General features: G+C 66.4%; 20 protein-coding genes. 16 read left to right on the plus strand and 4 right to left on the minus strand.

Annotated elements, in window-relative coordinates; genetic code table 11:
* The first annotated feature begins 28 nt into the window (after positions 1–28).
* From ACQP1T_RS12005 to truB, 7 genes are all read left to right on the plus strand, one after another.
* Positions 29–1,711, plus strand: coding sequence for an Hsp70 family protein (locus tag ACQP1T_RS12005; protein WP_433762156.1), 1,683 nt, complete (start codon positions 29–31; stop codon positions 1,709–1,711).
* Positions 1,712–1,720: 9 nt separating this feature from the next.
* Complete coding sequence (locus ACQP1T_RS12010) at positions 1,721–3,805, plus strand: Ig-like domain repeat protein (RefSeq protein ID WP_433762158.1); 2,085 nt, start codon at positions 1,721–1,723, stop codon at positions 3,803–3,805.
* Positions 3,806–4,040: 235 nt separating this feature from the next.
* Complete coding sequence (locus ACQP1T_RS12015; RefSeq protein WP_433760012.1) at positions 4,041–5,045, plus strand: permease; 1,005 nt, start codon at positions 4,041–4,043, stop codon at positions 5,043–5,045.
* Complete coding sequence (locus tag ACQP1T_RS12020) at positions 5,042–6,277, plus strand: TIGR03943 family putative permease subunit (RefSeq protein WP_433760013.1); 1,236 nt, start codon at positions 5,042–5,044, stop codon at positions 6,275–6,277. Before ACQP1T_RS12015 ends, ACQP1T_RS12020 begins: the two co-directional genes overlap by 4 nt.
* Before the next feature lie 69 nt (positions 6,278–6,346).
* Positions 6,347–7,303: a metallophosphoesterase family protein gene (locus tag ACQP1T_RS12025; RefSeq protein ID WP_433762159.1), complete on the plus strand. Its 957-nt coding sequence runs from the start codon at positions 6,347–6,349 to the stop codon at positions 7,301–7,303.
* 167 nt (positions 7,304–7,470) lie between these two features.
* Complete coding sequence (gene npt, locus ACQP1T_RS12030) at positions 7,471–8,142, plus strand: 4'-phosphopantetheinyl transferase Npt (protein WP_433762161.1); 672 nt, start codon at positions 7,471–7,473, stop codon at positions 8,140–8,142.
* Entirely contained in the window at positions 8,142–9,047 is a 906-nt protein-coding gene (truB, locus tag ACQP1T_RS12035) for a tRNA pseudouridine(55) synthase TruB (RefSeq protein WP_433760014.1), read from the plus strand. The genes npt and truB overlap by 1 nt, the downstream gene beginning before the upstream one ends.
* Here truB and ACQP1T_RS12040 read toward each other — a convergent pair.
* Complete coding sequence (locus tag ACQP1T_RS12040) at positions 9,019–9,621, minus strand: TetR/AcrR family transcriptional regulator (protein WP_433760015.1); 603 nt, start codon at positions 9,619–9,621, stop codon at positions 9,019–9,021. The genes truB and ACQP1T_RS12040 overlap by 29 nt on opposite strands.
* Before the next feature lie 86 nt (positions 9,622–9,707).
* On the opposite strand from ACQP1T_RS12040, the gene ACQP1T_RS12045 reads away from it, so the two are divergent.
* Positions 9,708–10,121: a DUF4345 domain-containing protein gene (locus tag ACQP1T_RS12045; protein ID WP_433760016.1), complete on the plus strand. Its 414-nt coding sequence runs from the start codon at positions 9,708–9,710 to the stop codon at positions 10,119–10,121.
* A gap of 285 nt (positions 10,122–10,406) precedes the next feature.
* Here the strand turns inward: ACQP1T_RS12045 and ACQP1T_RS12050 are convergent, their stop codons facing one another.
* Positions 10,407–11,183: a metal-dependent transcriptional regulator gene (locus ACQP1T_RS12050; RefSeq protein ID WP_040692983.1), complete on the minus strand. Its 777-nt coding sequence runs from the start codon at positions 11,181–11,183 to the stop codon at positions 10,407–10,409.
* A 324-nt stretch (positions 11,184–11,507) separates the two neighbouring features.
* On the opposite strand from ACQP1T_RS12050, the gene ACQP1T_RS12055 reads away from it, so the two are divergent.
* The 5 genes from ACQP1T_RS12055 to ACQP1T_RS12075 all read left to right on the plus strand — a co-directional run bounded on the left by ACQP1T_RS12055 (position 11,508) and on the right by ACQP1T_RS12075 (position 18,638).
* On the plus strand, positions 11,508–12,473 hold the full coding sequence (locus ACQP1T_RS12055) for a bifunctional riboflavin kinase/FAD synthetase (protein ID WP_433760017.1): 966 nt from the start codon (positions 11,508–11,510) through the stop codon (positions 12,471–12,473).
* A 169-nt stretch (positions 12,474–12,642) separates the two neighbouring features.
* Entirely contained in the window at positions 12,643–12,912 is a 270-nt protein-coding gene (rpsO, locus tag ACQP1T_RS12060) for a 30S ribosomal protein S15 (RefSeq protein ID WP_062991119.1), read from the plus strand.
* Positions 12,913–13,443: 531 nt separating this feature from the next.
* Entirely contained in the window at positions 13,444–15,717 is a 2,274-nt protein-coding gene (locus tag ACQP1T_RS12065) for a polyribonucleotide nucleotidyltransferase (RefSeq protein WP_433760018.1), read from the plus strand.
* A gap of 80 nt (positions 15,718–15,797) precedes the next feature.
* The gene (locus tag ACQP1T_RS12070; RefSeq protein ID WP_433760019.1) at positions 15,798–17,108 is read left to right on the plus strand and encodes a M16 family metallopeptidase; all 1,311 of its coding nucleotides are present in this window, start codon (positions 15,798–15,800) and stop codon (positions 17,106–17,108) included.
* 60 nt (positions 17,109–17,168) lie between these two features.
* Positions 17,169–18,638 carry a tetratricopeptide repeat protein gene (locus ACQP1T_RS12075; protein WP_433760020.1) on the plus strand — a complete coding sequence of 490 codons (1,470 nt, stop codon included), beginning with the start codon at positions 17,169–17,171 and terminating at the stop codon, positions 18,636–18,638.
* 3 nt (positions 18,639–18,641) lie between these two features.
* Here the strand turns inward: ACQP1T_RS12075 and ACQP1T_RS12080 are convergent, their stop codons facing one another.
* On the minus strand, positions 18,642–18,971 hold the full coding sequence (locus ACQP1T_RS12080; protein WP_433760021.1) for an ArsR/SmtB family transcription factor: 330 nt from the start codon (positions 18,969–18,971) through the stop codon (positions 18,642–18,644).
* 79 nt (positions 18,972–19,050) lie between these two features.
* On the opposite strand from ACQP1T_RS12080, the gene ACQP1T_RS12085 reads away from it, so the two are divergent.
* A complete protein-coding gene (locus tag ACQP1T_RS12085) occupies positions 19,051–20,280 on the plus strand; it encodes an MFS transporter (protein ID WP_433762163.1) in 1,230 nt (409 codons plus the stop codon).
* Positions 20,281–20,291: 11 nt separating this feature from the next.
* On the opposite strand, the gene ACQP1T_RS12090 is transcribed toward ACQP1T_RS12085, so the two are convergent.
* Positions 20,292–20,831, minus strand: a complete 540-nt coding sequence (locus ACQP1T_RS12090; protein WP_433760022.1) for a helix-turn-helix transcriptional regulator — start codon at positions 20,829–20,831, stop codon at positions 20,292–20,294.
* Positions 20,832–20,955: 124 nt separating this feature from the next.
* On the opposite strand from ACQP1T_RS12090, the gene ACQP1T_RS12095 reads away from it, so the two are divergent.
* The gene (locus tag ACQP1T_RS12095; protein ID WP_433760024.1) at positions 20,956–21,819 is read left to right on the plus strand and encodes an SDR family NAD(P)-dependent oxidoreductase; all 864 of its coding nucleotides are present in this window, start codon (positions 20,956–20,958) and stop codon (positions 21,817–21,819) included.
* Entirely contained in the window at positions 21,816–22,670 is an 855-nt protein-coding gene (locus ACQP1T_RS12100) for an SDR family NAD(P)-dependent oxidoreductase (protein WP_433760025.1), read from the plus strand. Before ACQP1T_RS12095 ends, ACQP1T_RS12100 begins: the two co-directional genes overlap by 4 nt.
* Positions 22,671–22,784: the final 114 nt, after the last annotated feature.

A 22,784-nucleotide genomic window follows, 5' to 3' on the forward strand; every position in this document is an offset into this window, starting at 1 on the left:
TCGGAGGTGGCTGCTACCATCGCGTCCCATGGGGGTCTACGGCATCGACCTTGGTACGACGAATTCGGCGATCGCGCGGATAGACGCCGATGGTCGGCCCGAAGTCATGATCGGTTTGAACGGCGAGGCGACGGTGCCTTCGGTCGTCTTGTTCGCGTCGGCGTTCGATCATCTGGTTGGCGAGGGCGCGCGGCGGCAGGCACGGCTCGATCCGGAGCATGTGTGCGCGCTGGTCAAGCGGCGGATGGGCGATACGGATTGGCGGTTCGCGGCGCACGGGCAAACCTGGTCCGCGCCCGCGGTTTCGGCGCTGATTCTGAAAAGCCTTGCCGCCGATGCCGAATTCAGCGGTGGCGAGCCGGTGAAACGCGTGGTCATCACCGTCCCCGCCTACTTCGGTGACGAGGAGCGGCGGGCCACCATTCAGGCGGGCACGTATGCGGGCTTCGATGTCGCCGGTGTGCTCTCCGAACCGATCGCCGCGGCGCTTTCCTACGGCTTCGGCAGACTCGACGGCAGTGTGGACGTCGGCAAGCCGGGCCCGCGCGAGACGGTTCTCGTCTACGACCTGGGCGGCGGCACCTTCGACGCCACCGTCATCGAACTCGCCGACCGTCGCATTTCGGTGCTCGCGGTCGAGGGCGATCATCAACTCGGCGGCGCGGACTGGGATGAACGCATCGCGCTGTACCTTTCGCAGAAGTTCTGCGAAGCGAATCCGGATGCCGAAGACCCGCTGGACGATTCGGCCGGTTCGCAGATGCTCGTGCTCGCCGCCGAACGCGCCAAACGTGAGCTGACCGATGCCGAGCGCACCGACGTGGTGATCGCGCACGACGGCGCCCGTGCGGTGATCCCGCTGACACGCGACGAAGTCGACGCGATGACCGCCTCGCTCATGCGTCGCACCATCGACCTGACCCGCGACTGTCTCGCCGCGGCGAGCAAGCGCGGCGTCGCATCCGTCGACCGGCTGCTGCTCGTCGGTGGCTCCTCACGCATGCCGATGGTCGAACGCGAACTGCGCAAGGAACTCGGCCTCTCCGGCGAACTGCGCGATCCCGACCTCTCGGTGGCGCGCGGCGCGGCGCTCTACGGCGAGAAGCTGGAGATGGAACGTCTGGTCCTCGCCGACCTCACCACGCGCGGCCGACTGCGCGATGGTGCGCATCTCGAGGACGCCGCACCGGCCGATCTGGATCAATCGATCGCCCGCGTAGCCGCCTCCTTCGGCCAACCGGTCGGACTGGTGCGCCGGATGCTGGAAACCCAGGTCGATACTGTGGTTTCGCGCGGTTTCGGTGTGCTCGCGCTCGACTATCAATACGGGCTCGCGGCGACCTGGTTGGTTCATCGCAACTCCACACTGCCGGTGAAGGTGCGTCGTTCCTTCGGCACCGTCCGCGCGGATCAGGACGAGATCGCGCTGACCATCGTGGAACAGCAGGGCCAGGCGGCATCGGCGCGACCCGAGGATACGAAGGTGCTGGTGGAAGGCCGCATTCGCGGCATTCCCGCGGGTTATCCCGAGGGCAGCGAGGTGCGGGTGACCTTCGAGATGGGTTTCGACGGTGTCCTGCGCGTCACCTGCCATCACGTCGACGCCGATATTCCGTTGGTCTTGACCGCGCAAACCGGCGCGACCCTGTCACAAGCGGATGTGGCGCGCGAACTCGATCAGGTCCAGCGCACCCGCCGCCGCGACAGCTGAGCCGTGACCATGCAGGCGTTCGATCCGAACGACTACCGCAAGCGGGTACTCGCCGATGTCGAGCGCCGCGGCGGGCTCGAGGAATCCGATCCGTTCGAGCTCTACGACATTCCATTGGACGAGGTGGAGTCGCTGAGCGATGCCGAGATCGCCGCGCGGGTCGAAGAGGTCTGGGGCTTCTGGCAGCGCCAGCGCGACCATCCGAAATATCGGGTGCTCGTGGGTCTATTGGTGGACGCGCACCCCAAGTTGTCACGCGTGCTATTGGATTCGGCGGTGCGTCGGGTGGAAGCCGGGCGGATCCGGGAGATGCGCGAGCGGCGGGATGCGGACCGCTACGAGATGCTCGACGCGGCGATCTCGCGATTGGTGCAGCGCCACGGCGGGGTTCCGGCCGGGAAGGTGCCCGGGCTGGAGGAGATCGGCGCGATGGGTGGGCTCAGTGCCGCCGAAGTCACGACTCGATTGCGTAGGCACCGGGTCATCGAGGACGCCCCCACACCCGCCGGTGTGCTCACCGAACAACGCAGACAACAGATCCGGCAGTTGCTCAGCGAATGGGAACGGCTCATCGACGGTGAACCGACGCCGACGCTGTTCGCGCTGCTGCGGGTGGATCCGGCGAAAGCCGGTCAAACCCAGGAGATTCGATTGCGCGCCGATGCGCTGCGCGCCCGGTCGCGCGAGCTACCGCCGGGGCGCATTCGAGTTGTGTTGGACGAGTTGCTGATTCACATCCAGGATGTGCTCGAATCGGACGAGGCGACGCTGCGGGAGTATCTGCGTGCGGTGGCCGAGGATGTCGCCACGGAATTGCGGCCGAAGGTCAGGGCGGCGGTGCTGGTCGAGGACGAACTCGTCGGCGACGACTTCCAATACCTGCTCGATGAGGCGATGCGATTGGGCCTCGATCGGGCCGACGCCGGCCGGGTGCTCACCGAAATCGCCGCGGAACTCGGTGCGCGAGTATCGACTTCGGCTTCCACCGCCCCGCCGCAACCCGAACCACCTGCGCCCAGACTTTGGGAGGCACCACTCAAGGCCGCTCGGGCGGCGCTGCGCGGGGGACGCCCACGAGAAGCCGCTCGGCATGTCGAGGAGGCGCACCGGCTGGTCGGCCCGAATGGGGGAGGGCTCACCCAGATTCGGTCGGTATCCGATGAGGTAGACCGCGTACTGAACGAGGCACAGACGCACTGGCGTGATGCCACGGCCGCGTGTGCGGCAAAGCGGTATGTCGAGGCCCTGCCCCACCTGGAACAGGTGCGCCGCACCGCATCCGATCTGCTGCCGCCGAACCAGGTGCCGAATATCGACCAGTTGCTCGCCGAAGCCCGGGAGGCCATTGCCGAAGCGGACCGCTTCGTCGCCGAGGCGCAAGCGGGTCCGGCCGATGCCAGGATGCGCGGACTGCTCGCCGCGGTCGAGGTATGCGCCGATCACGCCGGCGCGGCCACTGCTCTCGCGGAGTCGCCGATCGAGGCTCCGCAGCGCGTCGAGGCCACCCGTTTGGCGAATGGGTCGGTGCTCGTGGCGTGGTCGCCGACGTCGACGGATAACGTCGCCTACCGAGTGACCAGATTGCAGCCGGACGGGTCGTGGCGCGTCGTCGGCCGCACCCAGGCGACCGAACTCGAGGACGGTGGCGCGCCCGCCGTCGGACAGCCGGTGTACGCCGTGGCCGCCGCCGTCGCGGGCCGGTACTCCGAGATCACCCGATCCGATATCGGCGAGGCCGCGAAACCGCAAGGCAGACAAGAACAATCGCAGGACGATCGGTCGCCCGGTGGCATCCCGGCTGTGAGCGGCCTCGCCGAGCAGGCGGGACTTCTGGTCTTCATTTGGCCCACCGGCGTCACCGAAGTCATGGCCGTCGTGCGGCCCGACCAGCCGCCGATCACCCCGGACGACCCACAGGCTCGCTCCTGGAAGGTCACCAATATGCGGTACGAAATCGACGGCGGCGTCCGTATTCCGCCCGATATCCCGCGACCGTGCCACATCGCCATCGCATCCTGTCGCCGCGAACCCAACGGAAAGCTCACGGTCGCCGCGGGTTTCGCGCCGAACGCGCGGATCCGCTGGTTCGGGTAGTCGAGATCGGTCTGCGTGCCGTGCATCTCGAGATGCGGCAACGAACCGCGGGGACCTCGATAGTGCTACGTGCGGCTCGCGTGGATGGGCTGCCCGATTGGCGTTCAGCCGCTGTGCTGCGATTATGGGCGGACCCGTGATGTCGCACGCGCCGAACGCTCGCCGCGATCCAGCGGCGCGACGCGGCTGATCGCCCAGAAGCGGGATCCCCGACCGCACAAGGCAGGATGGGAACGTGCTCGCACAGAACGCTGTGAATTCGGTACGGACGCGGGTGTCCTCGACATATGTGCTCGCCGCGCTGATCGTCCTCGGACTGCTCCTGCAGGTGCCGTTGGCGCATGCGGTGAGTGCGTCCGCGCGATTGCAGACCGCGGTGACGATTTTCGCGGGTGTCTTCGTGCAGGCGGTGCCGTTTCTGGCACTCGGGGTGTTGGTGAGCGGCGGTATCGCGGCCTTCGTCTCACCCGAGCTGCTGCGAAAGGTATTGCCGCGCAACGAGCCTGCGGCGATCGGTGTCGCCGGACTCGCCGGGATGGCGCTGCCCGGCTGTGAGTGCGGTGTGGTGCCGGTGGCGCGACGGCTGACCGATCAGGGTGCGCCAGGATCGGTCGCCTTGGCCTTCATGCTGTCGGCTCCCGCGATCAACCCGGTGGTGTTGATCGCCACGGCGGTGGCGTTTCCCGGGGAGCCGGGAATGGTGGCGGCGCGGTTCACCGGTTCGCTGGCCACCGCGGTGGTGATGGGGCTGATCTGGTCGCGGATCGGACGCCCGGCCTGGCTGCTGCCGCGCGGCGCTGGACGCGACCACTGTGTGACGGGGCGAACCAGGTGGGAGGTCTTCACCGAGGCCGCACGACACGATCTCTTGCAGGCCAGCGCATTTCTGGTACTCGGCGCCGCGGCCGCCGCCGCGCTGCATGTACTGGTACCGCCCACCTGGTACGAGCGTTTGGCCGGGCAGATGGTGGTCGCGATCCTGGTCATGGCGGTGCTGGCGATCGTGCTCGCGCTGTGCTCGGAGGCCGACGCATTCGTCGCGGCGAGCATGTCGACGCTGCCGCTGCTACCGCGTCTGGTCTTCCTGGTTGTCGGCCCCGCCGTCGACGTGAAGCTCTTCGCCATGCAGGCGGGCAGCTTCGGCCGCCGCTTCGCAATGCGCTTCGCCCCCTTGACCTTCGCGGTCGCTGTGACCTGCGGCACCGTGGCCGGATACATCTTCCTCGGAGGTGCCCGATGAAGCGCGAAACACAAAACCTGCTGTTGCTCCTCATCGGCAGCGCAGTGCTCTGGATAACCCTCGATGGCAGCTACCTACGCTACGTAAAACCGAGCCTTTACCCCTTCCTGCTGATCAGCAGCACCGGCTTCATCCTGCTGGCTCTGATCGCAATCATTCGGGATATCCGCCGCGGCACCGCATCCGACCACCACGTGAACATGCACGGCCACAGTGAGGTGTTCAGCCACATCGACATCCGCCGCCCCAACAACCTGCTAGGCGGTGCCGGCGCACTGGGCTACAGCGCGGGCGGCGGCAGTGAGATGGTCGGCCGTACGGGCACATTCAGCCGTGGCGACCTGAGCGCGGGCGATGCTGGGATGGGCCATGCCAGCATGGACGGCCGTGGTGACGTGATCGGTCACAAAGGCACATTCGGTCAGGACGATGTGGCGGGAGATGGGGGCGTACTGAGCCCGGGCAGTGTGGATGGCCCCGCCGACATGGTCGGCCGCAGCGACCTGGTCGGCCAAGCGAATTCGTACCGCGACGGTGACATGATCGAGGGCGCATTTGGCCGCGGCGATGCACTGAGCCACGCCGACGCGCGGGGCCACGCCGACGCGCGGGGCCACGCCGACGCGCGGGGCCACGCCGACGCGCGGAGCCACGAGGATACGGTCGGGCATGGCGAGCACGACCATGGTTCCGGCCGCGCGCAATGGTTGTTGCTCGCCCCGGTCGCCGCGCTCTTGCTCATCGCACCACCCGCACTGGGTGCGGGGGCGGCGGTGACCAGTTCGCCTGTTCAAGTCGTGCCGCGCGACATCGCCGCGGAGCAGCCGAAGCTCTGGGCCTTCCCGCCGCTTCCTGCCGAGCCAGCACCGCGCTTGCCGATTGTGGATCTGGTGGATCGGGCGCTGCAGGACTCCAGCCACTCCCTGGACGGGCGCGAGGTCACGATCAGTGGGTTCATTATTCGGCCCAAGGATCTCGAGCAGCAGCATCCGGATACGCCCGATGCGGATCTCGCGCGGGTGGTCATTACCTGCTGTGTCGCTGATGCGCGGTATGTGCTGGTGCACCTGTCGGGGATGCCGGAGGTGATCGAGGACGATGCGTGGCTGGAGGTCCGGGGTGTCGTGGAATCCGGCAGTGCCCAGCGGGATCCGGATCACACGCCCACCGTCGTCGTCACCGACTACCAGCGGATCGAGGCTCCGGACCGGCCGTACGAACGCGGCCGCTAGCGCCGGGCATCGCCCATGATCATCGAGCCGAACGGCGGCGACGCGCGCGGATATGCCAATGTAGGTGTGGTGATACCCAAGTTGATGGCGGTGAGCGACATTCACGTCGGGCACCAGGGGAATCGTCCGGTCGTCGAGCAGATTCGGGCGGATTCGCCCGAAGACTGGCTCATCGTGGCCGGAGACGTCGGGGAGAAGTCCGACGATATTCGCTGGGCGCTCGAGCTGCTGCGCGGCCGCTTCGCCAAGGTGATCTGGGTGCCGGGCAACCACGAATTGTGGACCACGGCGAAGGATCCGGTGCAGATGCACGGTGTCGCGCGCTACGACTACCTGGTATCGATCTGCCGAGACCTCGATGTCATCACACCGGAGGATCCGTTCCCGGTGTGGACCGGCGCTGGGTCCGAGCAGTACGGCGGTCAGGTGACGCTGGTTCCGATGTTCCTGCTCTACGACTACTCGTTCCTGCCCAAGGGCACCAAAACGAAGGCCGAGGGCCTCGCTCTGGCCAGGGAACGCAATGTGGTGGCGACCGACGAATTCCTGCTCTCACCTGATCCGTACCTGACCCGGGACGCCTGGTGTCATGCCCGCGTCCAGGTCACCAAGCGGAAGCTGGACGCCCTGCCAGCCGAGACGCCGATCGTGATGATCAATCACTTCCCACTGGTCCGCCAGCCCACCGACGTGCTGTGGTACCCGGAATTCGCGCTCTGGTGCGGCACCGATCTGACCGCCGACTGGCACACCAGCTACAACGTGGTCTGCTCGGTCTACGGCCATCTGCACATCCCGCGCACCTCCTACTACGACGGCGTGCGCTTCGAAGAGGTATCGCTCGGCTACCCCCGCGAATGGCAACGCCGCGGACTGCCCGACCAGTTGCTGCGTCAAATCCTGCCGACCCCCGACTACCCGCCGGGCTCGCTGAACAAATGGGGCGGTCACTTCAAGGTCACCCCCGAGATGGAGGCCGCGGCCGACGAGATGCGCGCCAAAGCCGAGCGTCGCCGCGGCGTATGACCTCTTGGTGCGGCATCGCGGCGGCAATTTGATTCGCAGCGCAACTACTGATTTGGTGTGTACATGGGTAAGTCGTCGGGTACGGGCAAACTCACCTGCCCTCTGACCGCCGGACGCCGACGCCGCTCGCGTGGCACTCGAGTCGAAGGTGCGGGGAGGCGGACGAGCTGATCGAGAAAATTCTTCCCGCTGGTGTTGCTTCGGCAGAGCTCTTGGAATATCCGGAGAATCTGCAGCCGCATCCGGCCGAGGCGCACCTCATCGAGAAGTCGGTGGAGAAGCGCCGCCGGGACTTCATCGGCGCACGGCACTGCGCCCGGCTGGCGCTGGCGGAACTGGGTGAGGCACCGGTCGCGATCGGCAAGGGCGAGCGGGGTGCGCCGGTGTGGCCGCGCGGCATTGTCGGCAGCCTGACGCACTGTGACGGCTATCGGGCCGCGGCCTTGGGCCACAAGCTGCGGTTCCGTTCGATCGGCATCGACGCGGAACCGCACGGCACCCTGCCCGAGGGCGTGCTGGATTCGGTGAGCCTGCCGCCCGAGCGGGATTGGTTGGCGCGGGTCGGCGGCTCCGGTCTGCACTTGGACCGCTTGCTGTTCTGTGCGAAGGAAGCCACCTACAAGGCATGGTGGCCATTGACCGCACGCTGGCTCGGCTTCGAGGACGCCCACATCACCTTCATCATCGACGAGAGCTCGGACGGCGCGGGTTCGGGCACCTTCCACAGCCAGATCCTGGTGCCCGGACAGGTCACCGACGGTGGTGCGCCGCTGATGTCCTTCGACGGCCGCTGGATGATCGGCGACGGACTCATCCTCACGGCGATCGTGCACGACTGATGGCCGACGCACGGATCGACGCACTCGGCGGTCTGCTGATCGTCGACAAGGACGGCGGCTGGACCAGTCACGATGTCGTGGCGAAATGTCGGAAACTATTGCGCACCAAGAAGGTCGGGCACGCCGGGACACTCGATCCGATGGCAACCGGCGTACTGGTGCTCGGCGTCGAGCGCGCCACCAAACTGCTCGGCCTGCTCACACTGACAACCAAGGCCTATACCGCGACCATCCGGCTCGGCCAGGCCACCACCACCGACGACGCCGAAGGCGAAGTGCTCTCGACCGCATCGGCGACCCATCTCACCGATGCCGAAATCGCAACGCACACCGTGAAATTGACCGGCGAGATCGAGCAGGTGCCTGCCACGGTCAGTGCCATCAAAGTGAACGGCGAACGCGCCTATGCCCGGCATCGGGCCGGTGAGGAGGTCCAGCTCGCCGCTCGCCCGGTCACTGTCTCACGCTTCGATATCCTTGCCCGCCGCGATATTTCGGAGTTTGTCGATCTGGATGTGGTCGTCGAATGTTCGTCCGGCACCTACATTCGTGCGCTGGCGCGCGATCTGGGCGCCGCACTCGGTGTCGGTGGTCATCTGACCGCGTTGCGTCGCACCAGGGTCGGCCCATTCACCCTCGAACACGCGAGAACCCTCGACGAATTGGCCGAATCCGAGGACGCGCCGTTGAGCCTGGATATCGATGACGCCATCCGAACCGCATTCCCGCAGCGCGATATCGATGACGAACAGGCCGACGATCTGCGCAACGGCCGCTGGCTCGAGCCGGTCGGCATATCGGGTGTCTACGCCGCCATCGATCCGTCCGGGCGTGCGATCGCGCTATTGCAGGAGAGCGGTAAGCGCGCGGCTTCGGTCATGGTCGTGCGTCCGTCGAATCTCTAACCGCGCCAAGTGGTTCCAGCGCGCCGAGCAGCGCGCCGACACAGATATCACGGAGTTCGGTGCGGCTGCAGGTGCGGTTCTCCAGCCAATCGACCGATAGCACCCGGACGAAGGTCAGCCAACCCATCAGCACGGATGAGGTGAGCTCGCGGATATGGCCTTCGACGCCCATGACGTCGAGCAGACGTACTCGGAGTTCGCCGAGTTCACCCGAGATGATCGCCTGGATGGTCGGATCGCCCGCGAGCAGGCGATTGGCGGCCACCACTGTATTGGCGTTCGCCTCGAAGTAGTCGAAGTGCTCGTCGAGTCCGGCCGCGAGCTGTTCGGGCAGTGGGGTTTCGGTATCGAGTTTCGTGGCGACCAGCAGGCGATCGGCGGCCAGTTGGTAGACGCCGGCGAAGAGGTCGCGTTTGGTCGGGAAGTGGCGGTAGAGCAGGGCGCGCGAAACTCCGGCCGCCGCCGCGACATCCTCCATCAGCACCGCATCGTAGGCGCGTTCGGCGAACAGTTTCGCGCCCGCGTCCAGTAGCAGACGGCGGCGTTCGTCGGGGGCGAGGCGGCGGCGGGTCACCTCTGCGAGCTTAGTTGACGTATGTCTACTAAGCGTCGTAGGGTCGGGCTTAGTAGACATACGTCTACTAGTGAAGGGAGGAATTCATGGCCGCGGCACTCAAATGGCTGTCCATGGCGATGGGCATTGTCATCGTGGGTATCGGCATCTTCCACATGGCCGCTGGTATCGACGGCATTCCCGATATGGGCTCCTCCGGCGTCACCGCCGACAGCCAGACCCGCTTCTTCGGCGGCATCTTCGTCGGCTACGGCGTCGCCTGGATCTGGGCCGCCCGTCAAGTCCCGATCTCGACACTCGCGGTGCGCTGGCTCGCCGGAATCTTCCTACTGAGCGGCATCGCCCGCTTGATCTCGGTAGCCGTCTACGGCTGGCCGCACTGGTTCCAAATCGTCCTCACCGCAATAGAATTCGCCCTACCCCCGATCTTCTTCTGGCTGACCGCCGCCCACCCAAAGCACACCGATCCACCTGTTACCCACGTCCCCGCCGCAGGCTGACCGGTCTCCGGGCAGGTGTCGCATATCGGATGACTATTTCGCACAGGGTGTGCCCTGTGCGAAGTAGTCGGTGGCTATGCGCCAACGGGCGCGGCGACCGAAGTCGAGTGCGCTACTGGGTTCGGCGGACCGATTCGGCGTCCGCCATATCTATGGGGCTTGACCTGTGCTAACTCCGAGGACCGGCGCTGCGATAGGGGAATAGCGGAGTGTGTTCTTGCCGCGGACGCGGTGGCCGCGGCGGCGTGCGGTGGTGACAACGGACCGTCACCACCGGCACGCGAGTCAGTCGCTGAGCCAGATGGCTTCGGCCGCAGGGCGACCGAGATCAATGGTGCGGTCCCCGATGCGAATCGCGATGGTGCCCGCGAAGTCTCGGCGTTCCACCACGACGATCGGTGTATCGAGGGCGATGCCGACCGAATCGAAGTAGCGCAGCATGTCCGGATCGGCATCGGAAATCCGTGCGACATGGCCGGATTCATCCGCTCGGAAATCGCTGAGCTGGCGGGCGGGCGGCGTCGGCACCGCGCCGTCGACCGAGGGAATGGGATCGCCGTGCGGATCCCGGTCCGGATAGCCGAGTTTCGCGTCGATGCGCGCCATCAGCAACTCCGAAACCGCGTGCTCGAGCACCTCGGCCTCATCGTGCACCTCATCCCAGCCGTAGCCGAGTTCGTTGACCAGGAATGTCTCGATCAGCCGATGCCGACGCACCATGGCGACCGCCGCGCGCCGCCCGTGTTCGGTGAGGGTGATGGATCCGTACCGCGCGTGTTCGACAAGGCCTTGATCGGCGAGCTTGCGCACCGCCTCGGAGACGGTGGAGGCCGAGACGCCGATCCGTTCGGCGAGCAGTTTGGTCGATACCTTTTCCTGCGACCACTCCTGAGCGGTCCAGATCACTTTCAAATAGTCCTGGGCGACCGAGGTGAGCTCCGGCGCGATCGTCGCGGTGCTGCCGTGGGGGCCTGTGGTCTCGGTCGGCTGCGCTGCGGTGTCGGCCAGCTCGCGTCGGGTTGCGATGTCTCGTTTACCGGGCACATCTTCGAGCTTATGCATAGGACTCGCGATTCACACATTCAGACACTTGAACACTCGGTGCCGTTGTCCGGCAGCGTCGATCCGGCTCGCCGATCAGTCGGTTTCGGCTGGTCAGGGCCGCTCTCGGGGGCACCGGTGTGCGGTCAGCCCGACCGTGCGGAGCCGATGCGGGCGGCTGGTGTTCCGACGAGTTCGGTGGCAATGGAATCGGCATGAAGCTCGGGCTACACCTGCACCGGTCGAACCCGCAATTCACCCCATGTACACACGGCGCTCGAGACATGAGTGTGGATGGACACCTCCGAATACTGTTCGTCCCTGATTTTGCGTAGGCTGCGGACTGTGCAGAGATGGCGGAGCCTCGACGACGTACCCGCGGACTGGGGGCGGTGCGTACTCACGATCGGCGTATTCGACGGTGTGCATCGCGGCCACGCGCAGCTGATCAGCAGGGCCGTGAAGTCCGCTGCCGCGCGGGGAGTTCCGGCGGTATTGATGACCTTCGACCCGCACCCGATGGAAGTGGTGCGCCCCGGCTCGCATCCGGCGCAGTTGACCACGCTGACCCGGCGCGCGGAATTGGCCGAGGAGTTGGGCGTCGACGTTTTCTGCGTGATGCCCTTCACCCAAGAATTCATGAAGCTGCCCCCGGCGCGTTACGTCCACGATCTGCTGGTCGAGCGGCTGCATGTGGCCGAGGTCGTGGTCGGTGACAATTTCACCTTCGGTAAGAAGGCCGCGGGCACCGTCGAGACCATGCGCGAACTCGGTGGGCGCTTCGGCTTCGAGGTCGACGGTGTGACGCTGCTCAGCGAGCACGCGGTCACCTTCTCCTCCACCTACATCCGTGCCTGCGTCGACGCGGGCGATATGGCCGCGGCCGCCGAGGCGCTGGGTCGTCCGCACCGGGTCGAGGGCGTGGTCGTGCACGGCGACGGTCGCGGCCGCGAGCTGGGTTTCCCGACCGCGAACATCGCGCCGCCCATGTATGCCGCGATTCCGGCCGACGGCGTCTACGCGGGTTGGTTCACCGTGCTCGGCCCGGGCCCGACCATCGGCACCGTGACGCCGGGGGAGCGTGCGATGGCCGCGATATCCATCGGCACCAACCCCACCTTCTCCGGTCGCGCGCGCACCGTCGAGGCGTATGTCCTCGACTGTGACGCTGATCTTTATGGTCAGCATGTCGCAGTGGATTTCGTCGAGCACCTACGTGGGATGCGCAAATTCGACTCCATCGAAGAACTGCTCGAGGCCATGGGGCGTGACGTGGAAAACGCGCGCAAGGTCCTCGCCGCCCTCGACTGACGCCCCCACCAGCGGATTTGTTCGCGCGATTCGGTTCGTCATATCGGATTCGGTGCGGCGAACCGAATCCGGTAAGGTGGATCCTCGGGTTTGCTGCGGTCCGCGGCGGCACCCGACCGGGTAACCGGAATCCTCGAGCGCGGAACTGAGAAATAGGAGTGGATGCCCCATGGCGCTGACCACCGAGCAGAAGTCGGCCATTCTCGCCGAGTACGGCCTGCACGAGAAGGACACCGGTTCCCCGGAGGCGCAGATCGCGCTGCTGTCCAAGCGGATCGCCGACATCACCGAGCACCTGAAGAAGCACAAGCACGACCACCACACCCGCCACGGCCTGATGGCGCTGATCGGTCGTCGCAAGCGCCTGTCGAAGTACCTCGCCGATAAGGACATCCAGCGCTACCGTTCGCTCATCGAGCGCCTGGGTCTGCGTCGGTAACATTTTGCAGCGCCTGCGGCGCTGCGTGTTCGCGGCCCCTGGTGTCTCGCATCCGAGCCGTCGAGACTCGCGACTTCGTCGCATGCGCTTCGACGACTCGGACGCGAGACGGGCCACGAACGTCGCTCGTAAGACTCGCTCGGTGGTGGCCGAGTCGGGTGTGGAAGCGCTCGACACGCTGCTTAGCAGAGCCGGTCGGTCAGGTGGCCAACGGGGAGAAGTACAATCTCCCCGTTGGCTATATGTGTATGAGGGGTATTCACACCCCGTTTGCACGACAACATTGCACAGCCGTATGCACCCGCCCGCGTGGCGTCGGTCTTCGGTAGTGGCCTCCCGGCAGGCGCGCAGTCGCCGGCGGGCTTCGATCGATGACCGCCTCCGCGTCGCCGTTTCCAAGGGGAATCGGCCGGGTGTGCGCGTCGCAGCCAGGAGGGTTGCCGCGCGTCCGTATCCGGTACGGCTGACGACAGCTGGATCGCGCCTTTGCGGCGCTCGATCCGGCGAAGACGAGAGGTTGAGAGCAGAAAAATGTCCGAAACAACCACAACCTCGGCCATCGAGGTCGAACCCGGTGTGTTCGAATCCGTCGCGCTGATCGATAACGGCACCTTCGGAACCCGCACCGTCCGCTTCGAGACCGGCCGTCTGGCCCGCCAGGCCGCCGGTTCGGTCGTCGCCTACCTGGACGACGAGACCATGCTGCTGTCCGCGACCACCGCGGGCAAGCACCCCAAGGATCAGTTCGACTTCTTCCCGCTGACGGTCGATGTCGAAGAGCGCATGTACGCCGCCGGCCGCATCCCGGGTTCGTTCTTCCGCCGGGAGGGTCGTCCCTCCACCGACGCGATCCTGACCTGCCGCCTGATCGACCGTCCGCTGCGTCCGTCCTTCGTCGACGGTCTGCGCAACGAGATCCAGGTCGTGGTCACCGTGCTGAGCCTGGACCCGAACGATCTGTACGACGTCGTGGCCATCAACGCCGCATCCGCGTCCACCCAGATCGCCGGCCTGCCGTTCTCCGGCCCGGTCGGCGGCGTGCGCGTCGCGCTGATCGATGGCCAGTGGGTCGCTTTCCCGACCGTCGAGCAGCTCGAGGGCGCGGTCTTCGACATGGTCGTCGCGGGTAGGGTCGTCGAATCCGGTGATGTGGCCATCATGATGGTCGAGGCCGAGGCCACCGAGAAGGTCATCGCGCTGGTCGAGGGCGGGGCGCAGGCGCCGACCGAGGCCGTGGTGGCGCAGGGCCTCGAGGCCGCCAAGCCGTTCATCGCCCGCCTGTGCAAGGCGCAGCAGGATCTGGCCTCGCTGGCGTCCAAGCCGACCGAGGAGTTCCCGCTCTTCCCGCCGTACGAGGCCGATGTCTACGAGGCCGTCGAGGGCACCGCCAAGCGCGAGCTGGGCGAGGCGCTCGGCATCGCCGACAAGCAGGAGCGCGAGGCGAAGATCGATGAGATCAAGCTCGCCGTGCTGGATCGGCTGGCCGACGACTTCGCCGGTCGTGAGAAGGAACTTGGCGCGGCATTCCGCTCGGTCACCAAGAAGCTGGTGCGCCAGCGCATCCTGTCCGACGGCTTCCGCATCGACGGTCGCGGGCTGGCCGATATCCGTGCCCTCTCCGCCGAGGTCGCCGTGATCCCGCGGGCGCACGGTTCGGCGCTGTTCGAGCGTGGCGAGACCCAGATCATGGGCGTCACCACCCTCGACATGGTGAAGATGGCCCAGCAGGTCGACTCGCTCGGCCCGGAGACCTCCAAGCGCTACATGCACCACTACAACTTCCCGCCGTTCTCCACCGGTGAGACCGGTCGCGTCGGTTCGCCGAAGCGTCGCGAGATCGGCCACGGCGCGCTGGCCGAGCGGGCGCTGATTCCGGTTCTCCCGAGCCAGGAAGAGTTCCCGTACGCCATCCGTCAGGTCTCGGAAGCGTTGAGCTCCAACGGTTCCACCTCGATGGGTTCGGTTTGCGCCTCGACCCTGTCGCTGCTGAACGCCGGTGTGCCGCTGAAGGCCCCGGTCGCCGGTATCGCCATGGGCCTGGTGTCGGACACGATCAAGAACGACAAGGGTGAGGACGAGGTCCGCTACGTCGCGCTGACCGACATCCTGGGCGCCGAGGATGCCTTCGGCGACATGGACTTCAAGGTCGCGGGCACCCCGGACTTCGTCACCGCACTGCAGCTGGACACCAAGCTGGACGGCATCCCCTCGCAGGTGCTGGCCGGTGCGCTGAGCCAGGCGCACGATGCCCGCACCACCATCCTGGAGGTCATGGCCGAGGCCATCGCCACCCCGGACGAGATGAGCCCGTACGCTCCGCGCGTCACCGCGATCAAGATCCCGGTCGACAAAATCGGTGAGGTCATCGGCCCGAAGGGCAAGGTGATCAACCAGATCACCGAGGAGACCGGCGCCAATATCTCCATCGAGGACGACGGCACCGTCTACGTCGGTGCGACCACTGGCCCCGCGGCGCAGGCGGCGATCGACCAGATCAACGCCATCGCCAACCCGCAGCTGCCGAAGGTCGGCGAGCGCTTCCTCGGCACGGTCGTCAAGACCACCGCCTTCGGCGCGTTCGTCTCGCTGCTGCCCGGCCGCGACGGTCTGGTGCACATCTCCAAGCTGGGCAACGGCAAGCGCGTGGCCAAGGTCGAGGACGTGGTGAACGTCGGCGACAAGCTGCGCGTGGAGATCGCCGATATCGACAACCGCGGCAAGATTTCGCTGGTCCCGGTCGACGAGAACGCTGACGAGCCCGAGGCGGCCGAAACCGCTGATGCGGGCACGGCGGAGACCGAGTAGTACTTGTCTCTGTGACGAAGAAGAAGACGGCAACCCCTCTGCTCCGCGGCGAGCAGGGGGGTTCGTCTCTGGAGCTGCGGATGGACCAGATGCGGGGCACCGACGCGGGGGTACGGCGCACCGTATTGCCCGGCGGGCTGCGCGTGGTCACCGAACATGTGCCCGGCGTGCGTTCGGCATCGATCGGGGTCTGGGTGGGGGTCGGCTCGCGCGATGAGGGCCCCACCGTCGCGGGCGCCGCGCATTTCCTGGAACACCTGCTCTTCAAGGCGACTCCGACGCGTTCGGCATTGGATATCGCGCAGGCGATGGATGCGGTGGGCGGTGAACTCAACGCGTTCACCGCGAAGGAGCAGACCTGCTACTACGCCCACGTCCTCGACGAGGATCTGCCGCTGGCGGTCGATATGGTTTCCGATGTCGTACTCAATGGTCTGTGCCGGGCCGAGGATGTGGATGTCGAGCGGCAGGTGGTGCTCGAGGAGATCGCCATGCGCGACGACGATCCGGAGGATCTGGTCGGTGACGCATTCCTGTCCGCGCTCTTCGGTGATCACCCGATCGGGCGGCCGGTGATCGGCTCCATCGAAACCGTCGAGGCGATGAATGCCACCCAGCTGCGTGGCTTCCATCTGCGCCGCTACCGGCCGGACCGGATGGTCGTCGCGGTCGCGGGCAATGTGGAGCACGACCACACCGTGGAATTGGTGCACCATGCCTTCGCCGGCCGGCTCGATCCATCCGCCGAACCCGCACCACGGCGCGAGGGCCGGTTTCGACCGCACAGCGCACCGGAACTGCACTGGAGCCACCGTGACAGCGAACAGGCGCACCTGGTCTTCGGCGTGCGCGCCTTCGGGCGGCACGAGGGGGAGCGGCGCTGGCCGCTGTCGGTGCTCAATACCGTGGTCGGCGGTGGCCTGAGTTCGCGGCTGTTCCAACGCATTCGGGAGGAACGCGGGCTGGCGTACTCGGTGTACTCCAGCGTGGACACCTTCGCCGATACCGGCGCGTTCTCGGTGTATATCGGCTGCCAACCGGAAAATCTCGGCCAGGTGGCGACATTGGCGCGCGGGGTGCTGGATGAGATTGCGGCCAATGGCATTACCGACGCGGAATGCGCGCGCGCCAAGGGGTCGTTGCGTGGTGGACTGGTGCTCGGCCTGGAGGATTCGGCATCGCGGATGAACCGGATCGGTCGCAGCGAACTGAGTTACGGCAACCACCGCAGCGTCTCGGAGACGCTGGCCCGCATCGATGCGGTGACCACCGACGAGGTTTCCGCGATCGCCCGCTCCCTGCTGGCGCGACCGTTCGCGGCCTCGGTGGCCGGACCGTACCGACGCACCAGGGACTTGCCCGCTGCGGTGCGGCGATTGGTCGAGGGCTGAGGTAGATCACCTGGTGGCCGACGTGATTCGCGTCGGCTACCGATCCGATCGGGGGTGGATATGACGGGATCGGCGCTCGGTCGCGCCGAGGTGGCGGCCGAACTCGGACGGCTCGACGAGGCGCGCCGGATCATCGGTGCGGCCTTGGTCGCCCAACCGGACGACCCGGTGCTGTTGGAACGCATGGCCGACATCGCCTATCGACTCGATCAGACCGACGAGGCGCTGCGCTACGCGACCGCGGCGATCGCCGCCGACCCGGCGCGCCTCGACGCGTACCTGACCGCGGCCCTGGCCTACGACGCCTACGGCATGCGTGCGGAAGCGCAGCGGCACGCCCGCATGGCGACTCGGTTGGCGCCGGACAATGTCGCGGCCCTGCTGGTGCTGGCTCGGGTCATCGCCAATGCGGCGACCTCCGATAGGCCGCGAGCCGAAGCCCGCGATGCCCTCGAACGGGCAACGAGACTCGCCCCCGCGCATGCGGGCACACACGCCCACGCGGCGGAAACCTATCGGCGACTGCATGATTCGGGCGCCGCACGTCGCCACGTCGAGGCCGGTCTCGCCGAGGATCCGGTACATGCCGAACTGCTGCAGACTCGGGCGCGGTTGGACTTCGAGAACATCGCGACCAGGGATAAGGCCGTCGCGACGCTGCGTGGACTGCTCGGCTCGAATCCGGGCGATGCTGGTGCACGTCGGCTGCTCGCCGAAATCATGTGGCGGGCGCTGATCAGGCTGGCCGCCTGGGTGTGGTTCTTCGCGGCGGCCGTGGTTTCGCTGTCGATGTGGATGCCCACCGGTGGTCTGCGGGTCCTGACACCTGCGCTGTTCGTTGGTGTGCTCGGTGCGTGGTTCGGTGTATTCCGCAAGCTGGTTCGCCAGTTGCCGCGGGGATATCTGCGCAAGCGGCTGCTGCGGCGGCCGGAAGCGTTGCTGGCGTTGGTGATCGGGCTGTTGTCGAGTTTCGTCACCGATATCGGTGCGCTGGTATTGCGATCGGATTGGTCGGCCGAGGGTATACGCGGCGGGTACATCGCGGTGCTCGTCGGAGCGGTGGGTGCCGCACTGGCGCATCTGCTGCTGTTCGTGGCGTGGGTCGTGCGGCGCGACGGCGAGTCGGATCGCGGTGCGGGGGAGGAATTCGCGCTGCTGAGCGTGATCATCGTGCTCGGTGGCGGGCTGCCATTCGTGGGAATGCTTGCCGCGCTGCGGCATTGGGCTCGTCAGCCGGCGGCGTTCGGGGTGTTCGTCGCGATCGTCGGCATTGTGGTTGTGACGTTGCTGCTCGAGATTCTGCTGGTACAGGCGTTGGAGTACCGGTGGCGGATGTTCGACGCGTACGCCGGGGGCGTGCTGTTGGTCGCGGCATTGACCGCGCTCGCGCTCTGGTGGGGTTTGCAGCAGACCGCGACGCAAACCTTCCACAGCGACGAGCGGACTCCGGTGCCGACTGCCCCGAAGTCACCGCCGACCGTCCCGACGTTCCACTTCACGCCGCCGGTGCTGCCGACACCCGCGGGTTAGGTCTCAGTCGCTGTGGGCGCGGTTGGCCGCCTCGACGATCGAGGGCAGCAGGCCGGGCAGGGCGTGGTCGAGATCCTCCGAGCGCAGGCGCTGGCAGGTCTGGCCGTCGATAATCAGTCGCTCGATGACACCGGCTTCGCGCAGAATCTTGAAGTGGTGGGTGGCGGTCGACTTGTTGATCACCTCATAGAGCGCGCCGCAGCGCACGGCGGTGCCCGCATTGCTCAGCCGACGCACCATCTCCAGCCGCACCGGATCCTGCAATGCGCCCAGCACGGCGGGTAACGAGGCGACCGGCGGCGCCTCGGTGGCCGATTCCTTCGCTTCGGTCATGATCTACCTCACAGTGGTTTGATGGTTATCGTACCGGCTGTATCGTCAATTGAAGTTCGATCATCATCAAACTTACCTGATCGGGGTTCCGATGGCAGCGACAATGACGGTGGCGGCCGACCAGCAGACCTCACAGCGCTGGGCCTATGCGCTGATTCTGGCGGCCAGCGGGGTGGCGCTCGGCGTCTCCGGGGTGCCCGCACCGCTGTACGGCATGTACCAGAAGGAGTGGCATTTCACGCCGCTCACGACGACCTTCGTCTTCGCGGTGTACGCATTGGCGGCGCTGGCCGCGGTGCTGGTCTCCGGGCGCATCTCCGATGTGGTCGGTCGCAAGCCGGTGCTGCTCGGCGCATTCGCCACCATGATCGTCGGGCTGGTGGTGTTCCTGTTGGCCGACAATGTCGCGATGCTGTTGGTGGCGCGGGCGCTACACGGGTTGGCGGTCGGTTCGACGGTGGTCGCCGGCGCCGCGGCACTGCTCGATCTGCGCCCGAAGCACGGCGCGCGGTCCGGTCAGCTCAGCGGCGTTGCCTTCAATGTCGGTATGGCCGTGGCGATTCTGGGTTCGGCATTGCTTGCCCAGTACGCGCCGCATCCGCTGCGCACGCCCTATGTCGTCATCACGGTGGTGTGCCTGCTCATCGGCGCCGGTGTCATCGCTTTGCGGGAACCGCATACCGCTCGGATCGCCGGACGCATCACGATCGCGAAACCGGCTGTGCCGCAGGAGATTCGCGGTGACTTCTGGTTCTCGGCGCTGGGCGTGATGGCGGCCTGGTCGGTGCTGGGCGTACTGCTGTCGCTGTATCCGTCGCTCGCTTCGGCCGAGACCGGCATCCACAATCTGGTCTTCGGTGGCGCGGTCGTCGCGTCGACCGCGGTGGCCGGTGCGACCGCCCAGCTGTTCGCCACCGGAATTCCGGCGCGACGCGCGGCGATCGGCGGCGATACCGGCATGGCGGTGGCGCTGGTCCTCACGGTGCCCGCTTTGCACACCGGCAACTGGGTCATCGTGCTACTGGCCGGAGTGTTGCTCGGCGCGACCTTCGGGCTCGGGTTCGGCGGTTCGCTGCGGCATCTGTCCGAGGTTGTGCCGCAACACAAGCGGGGCGAGACCATGTCGGCGTACTACCTGCTCGCCTACTCGGCCATGGCGCTGCCGACCATCCTCGCCGGATGGGCGGCCACCGAATGGGGGCTGAGCGAGGTGTTCCCATGGTTCGTCGGTGCGGTCGCATTGGCGTGCCTGGTGGCGGCCGGGCTCGGACTGCGCCGGAATCAGGAAGCGAAAAAGCAAGGGGACTAGCCGGTTCGGCGCTACTCGTCTGGCGACTCCTGCGATAGACGCGCCTTGGTCCAGTCCGCCCAGTCGCCGAGGGCCGAGGTCAGCCGGATTCCGGCCTCGGCGGCGATGCGCAGCGATTCCGTCTGCGGGCTTCGACCGTATTCGCCGCGGTCCTTGGCCGCGGCGATCTTGCGGTAGTTCTCCGCGAGGCCGTGATAGTAGGCGGCCTCGCGGTCGAGGTGCTCGGCCACCTGTTCTGGTGTCATCAGCCAGAAGAAGACCGAACGCAGCAGCGGTTCCAGTCGAATGGTGTGATCGACCTCGGTCTGGGTCAGCCAGCGCCGGACCTCGGTCAGGCCCGCCTCGGTGATCCGGTAGTCCTTGCGTCCGCGCGGGCCCTCGGCGTCGACAGCGATATATCCGTTCTCCTGTAGTTTGCGCAGCTCGCTGTAGATCTGTGGATGCCCGGCGGGCCATACCGAACCGAGTACCTCGTCGAATCGCTGGCTCAGATCCCAGCCGCTTGCCGGGTTTTCGGCGAGCAGTCCCAGCAGGGCATGTCTCAGCGACACGGCTGACCATCCTTGTCATGTTCATGTGGACATGTTGCTGTTGACATGTCGATGGATATCTGCGACGCTTCCTTTGCATGCACCTGTTCAAAGTAACATGTTGATTCGAACAACTGGAGGAGCCGTGCCTCAACACGGTCAGGGCAATGTCTTCATTACCGGGTCCACCGGCGGCATCGGCGCCGCGGTCACCGATCTACTGGTCCAGCGGGGCTATACCGTCTATGCGGGCGTGCACACCACGGCACCCAGCCGCGATTCCGCCGAAATTCGTTCGGTAGCAATGGATGTCACCGATCCCGACAGCGTGGCACGGGCGGCTGCCGCAGTCGCCGCGCAGGTCGGCGCCGAGGGACTGCACGCGGTGATCAACAACGCCGGAATCATCGTGCAGGGGCCGCTCGAGCTGGTAACGCCCGATCAGCTGCGCCACCAGTTCGACGTGAACACGCTCGGCCCGGCGTATGTCTGCCGAGAGTTTCTGCCGCTGGTGCGCGCGGGCCGAGGCCGCATCGTCAATATCAGTGCGCCGACAGCCCGCATCCCGATACCGTTCATGGCGCCGATTTCGGCCAGCAAGGCGGCGCTGGCGTCGTGGTCGAATGCGTTGCGGCTGGAGCTGTCCGCCTGGGATATTCCGGTGGTTCTCGTTGAGCCGGGCGGCACCCGCACGGAGATCTTCGCCAAAGCGGAACTGGGCACCCAGCAAGCGATCTCCGACTCCAGTACGGAGCGCGTCGCGCTCTACCGCGGTCAGCTCGAGGCCGTCGCGGCGGCCGGTGAACGCATGAAACTCGGTCCGGTCGGTCCGGTCGCCCGAGCGGTGGTGCGGGCGGTGACGACGCGAAAGCCCAAGCGGCACTATGCCGCGGGAACCGGAGTCCGCACTTTCGCGCTGCTGGCCCACCTGCCTGTATCGTTGCGCGAACGCGCGATCTCCACCGCGTATGGGCTGCGCTCGGCATCTCGTGTGGTGGGTGCGGTGTGAGCGCATCGGTATCGCGAACCATCGTCTTCATCGGGGCCACATCTGGAATGGGCAGGCACGCAGTGCGGCGGCTGGCGCGCGACGGACACCGGTTGATCCTCATCGGACGCGACCCGCGCCGCGCCGCCGAGTTGCGCGCCGAGTTGCCGGATGCCACCGTGATCACGGCCGATATTGCCACGGCGGCCGGAATCGACCGTGCCGCAGCGCAGATCGCCCAGGTGACCGATGCGGTGGACACACTGGTGAACAACGCCGGAGTGATGGTGCCCGATCGAGAGGTCACCGCCGAGGGCGTCGAGCTGAACTTCGCCGTGCACCACCTGGCGCCGTTCTCCATGACCGGCGTTCTCCTGTCGCTGTTGCAACGCGGCGCCGGGCGAGTGGTGAATGTCAATTCCGAGGGCCATCGCGCGGCGCTGTTCCATTCGGGTGCGATAGATCTCGACTTCGCCGACCTCGGCAGCGAACGCCACTACGATCCGTTCCTCGCCTATAGCCGCAGCAAACTGGCAAACCTGTTGTTCAGCTATGAATTACAGCGTCGACATCCCGAATTGGCCGTCGTCGCACTGCATCCCGGAATGGTTCGCTCCGACCTCGGTCGGCGGTTCTCTCGCTTGCGGGTGGCACCCATGCACGCCATTTCACTTCCGACGGCCAAGGGGGCGGCACCGATCATCGAACTGGCCACCAGCCCGGACATCGAAAGTGGTTCGTATTACAACAGATTCAAACCGGTCAAGTCGTCCCCACAGTCTTACGACGTGACGACCGCACGGCGCCTATGGGATGTGACCGAACAATTGCGCGGCCGGTTCGACCAACAGCCGATCCAGGGCCGAGCGTGACCGACCTGCCGTGACCGCCGGATCGGGTCATCTGGCCGCTCCGCATGAATCGCATTCGAAAAGGTAAGGGCCGCAGGGGTAGCTGAGCTGGCCAGGTAGTCGGCGAGCGACAAC

Source organism: Nocardia sp. CA-135398 (genome assembly GCF_050955845.1).
Classification (GTDB): Bacteria; Actinomycetota; Actinomycetes; order Mycobacteriales; family Mycobacteriaceae; genus Nocardia.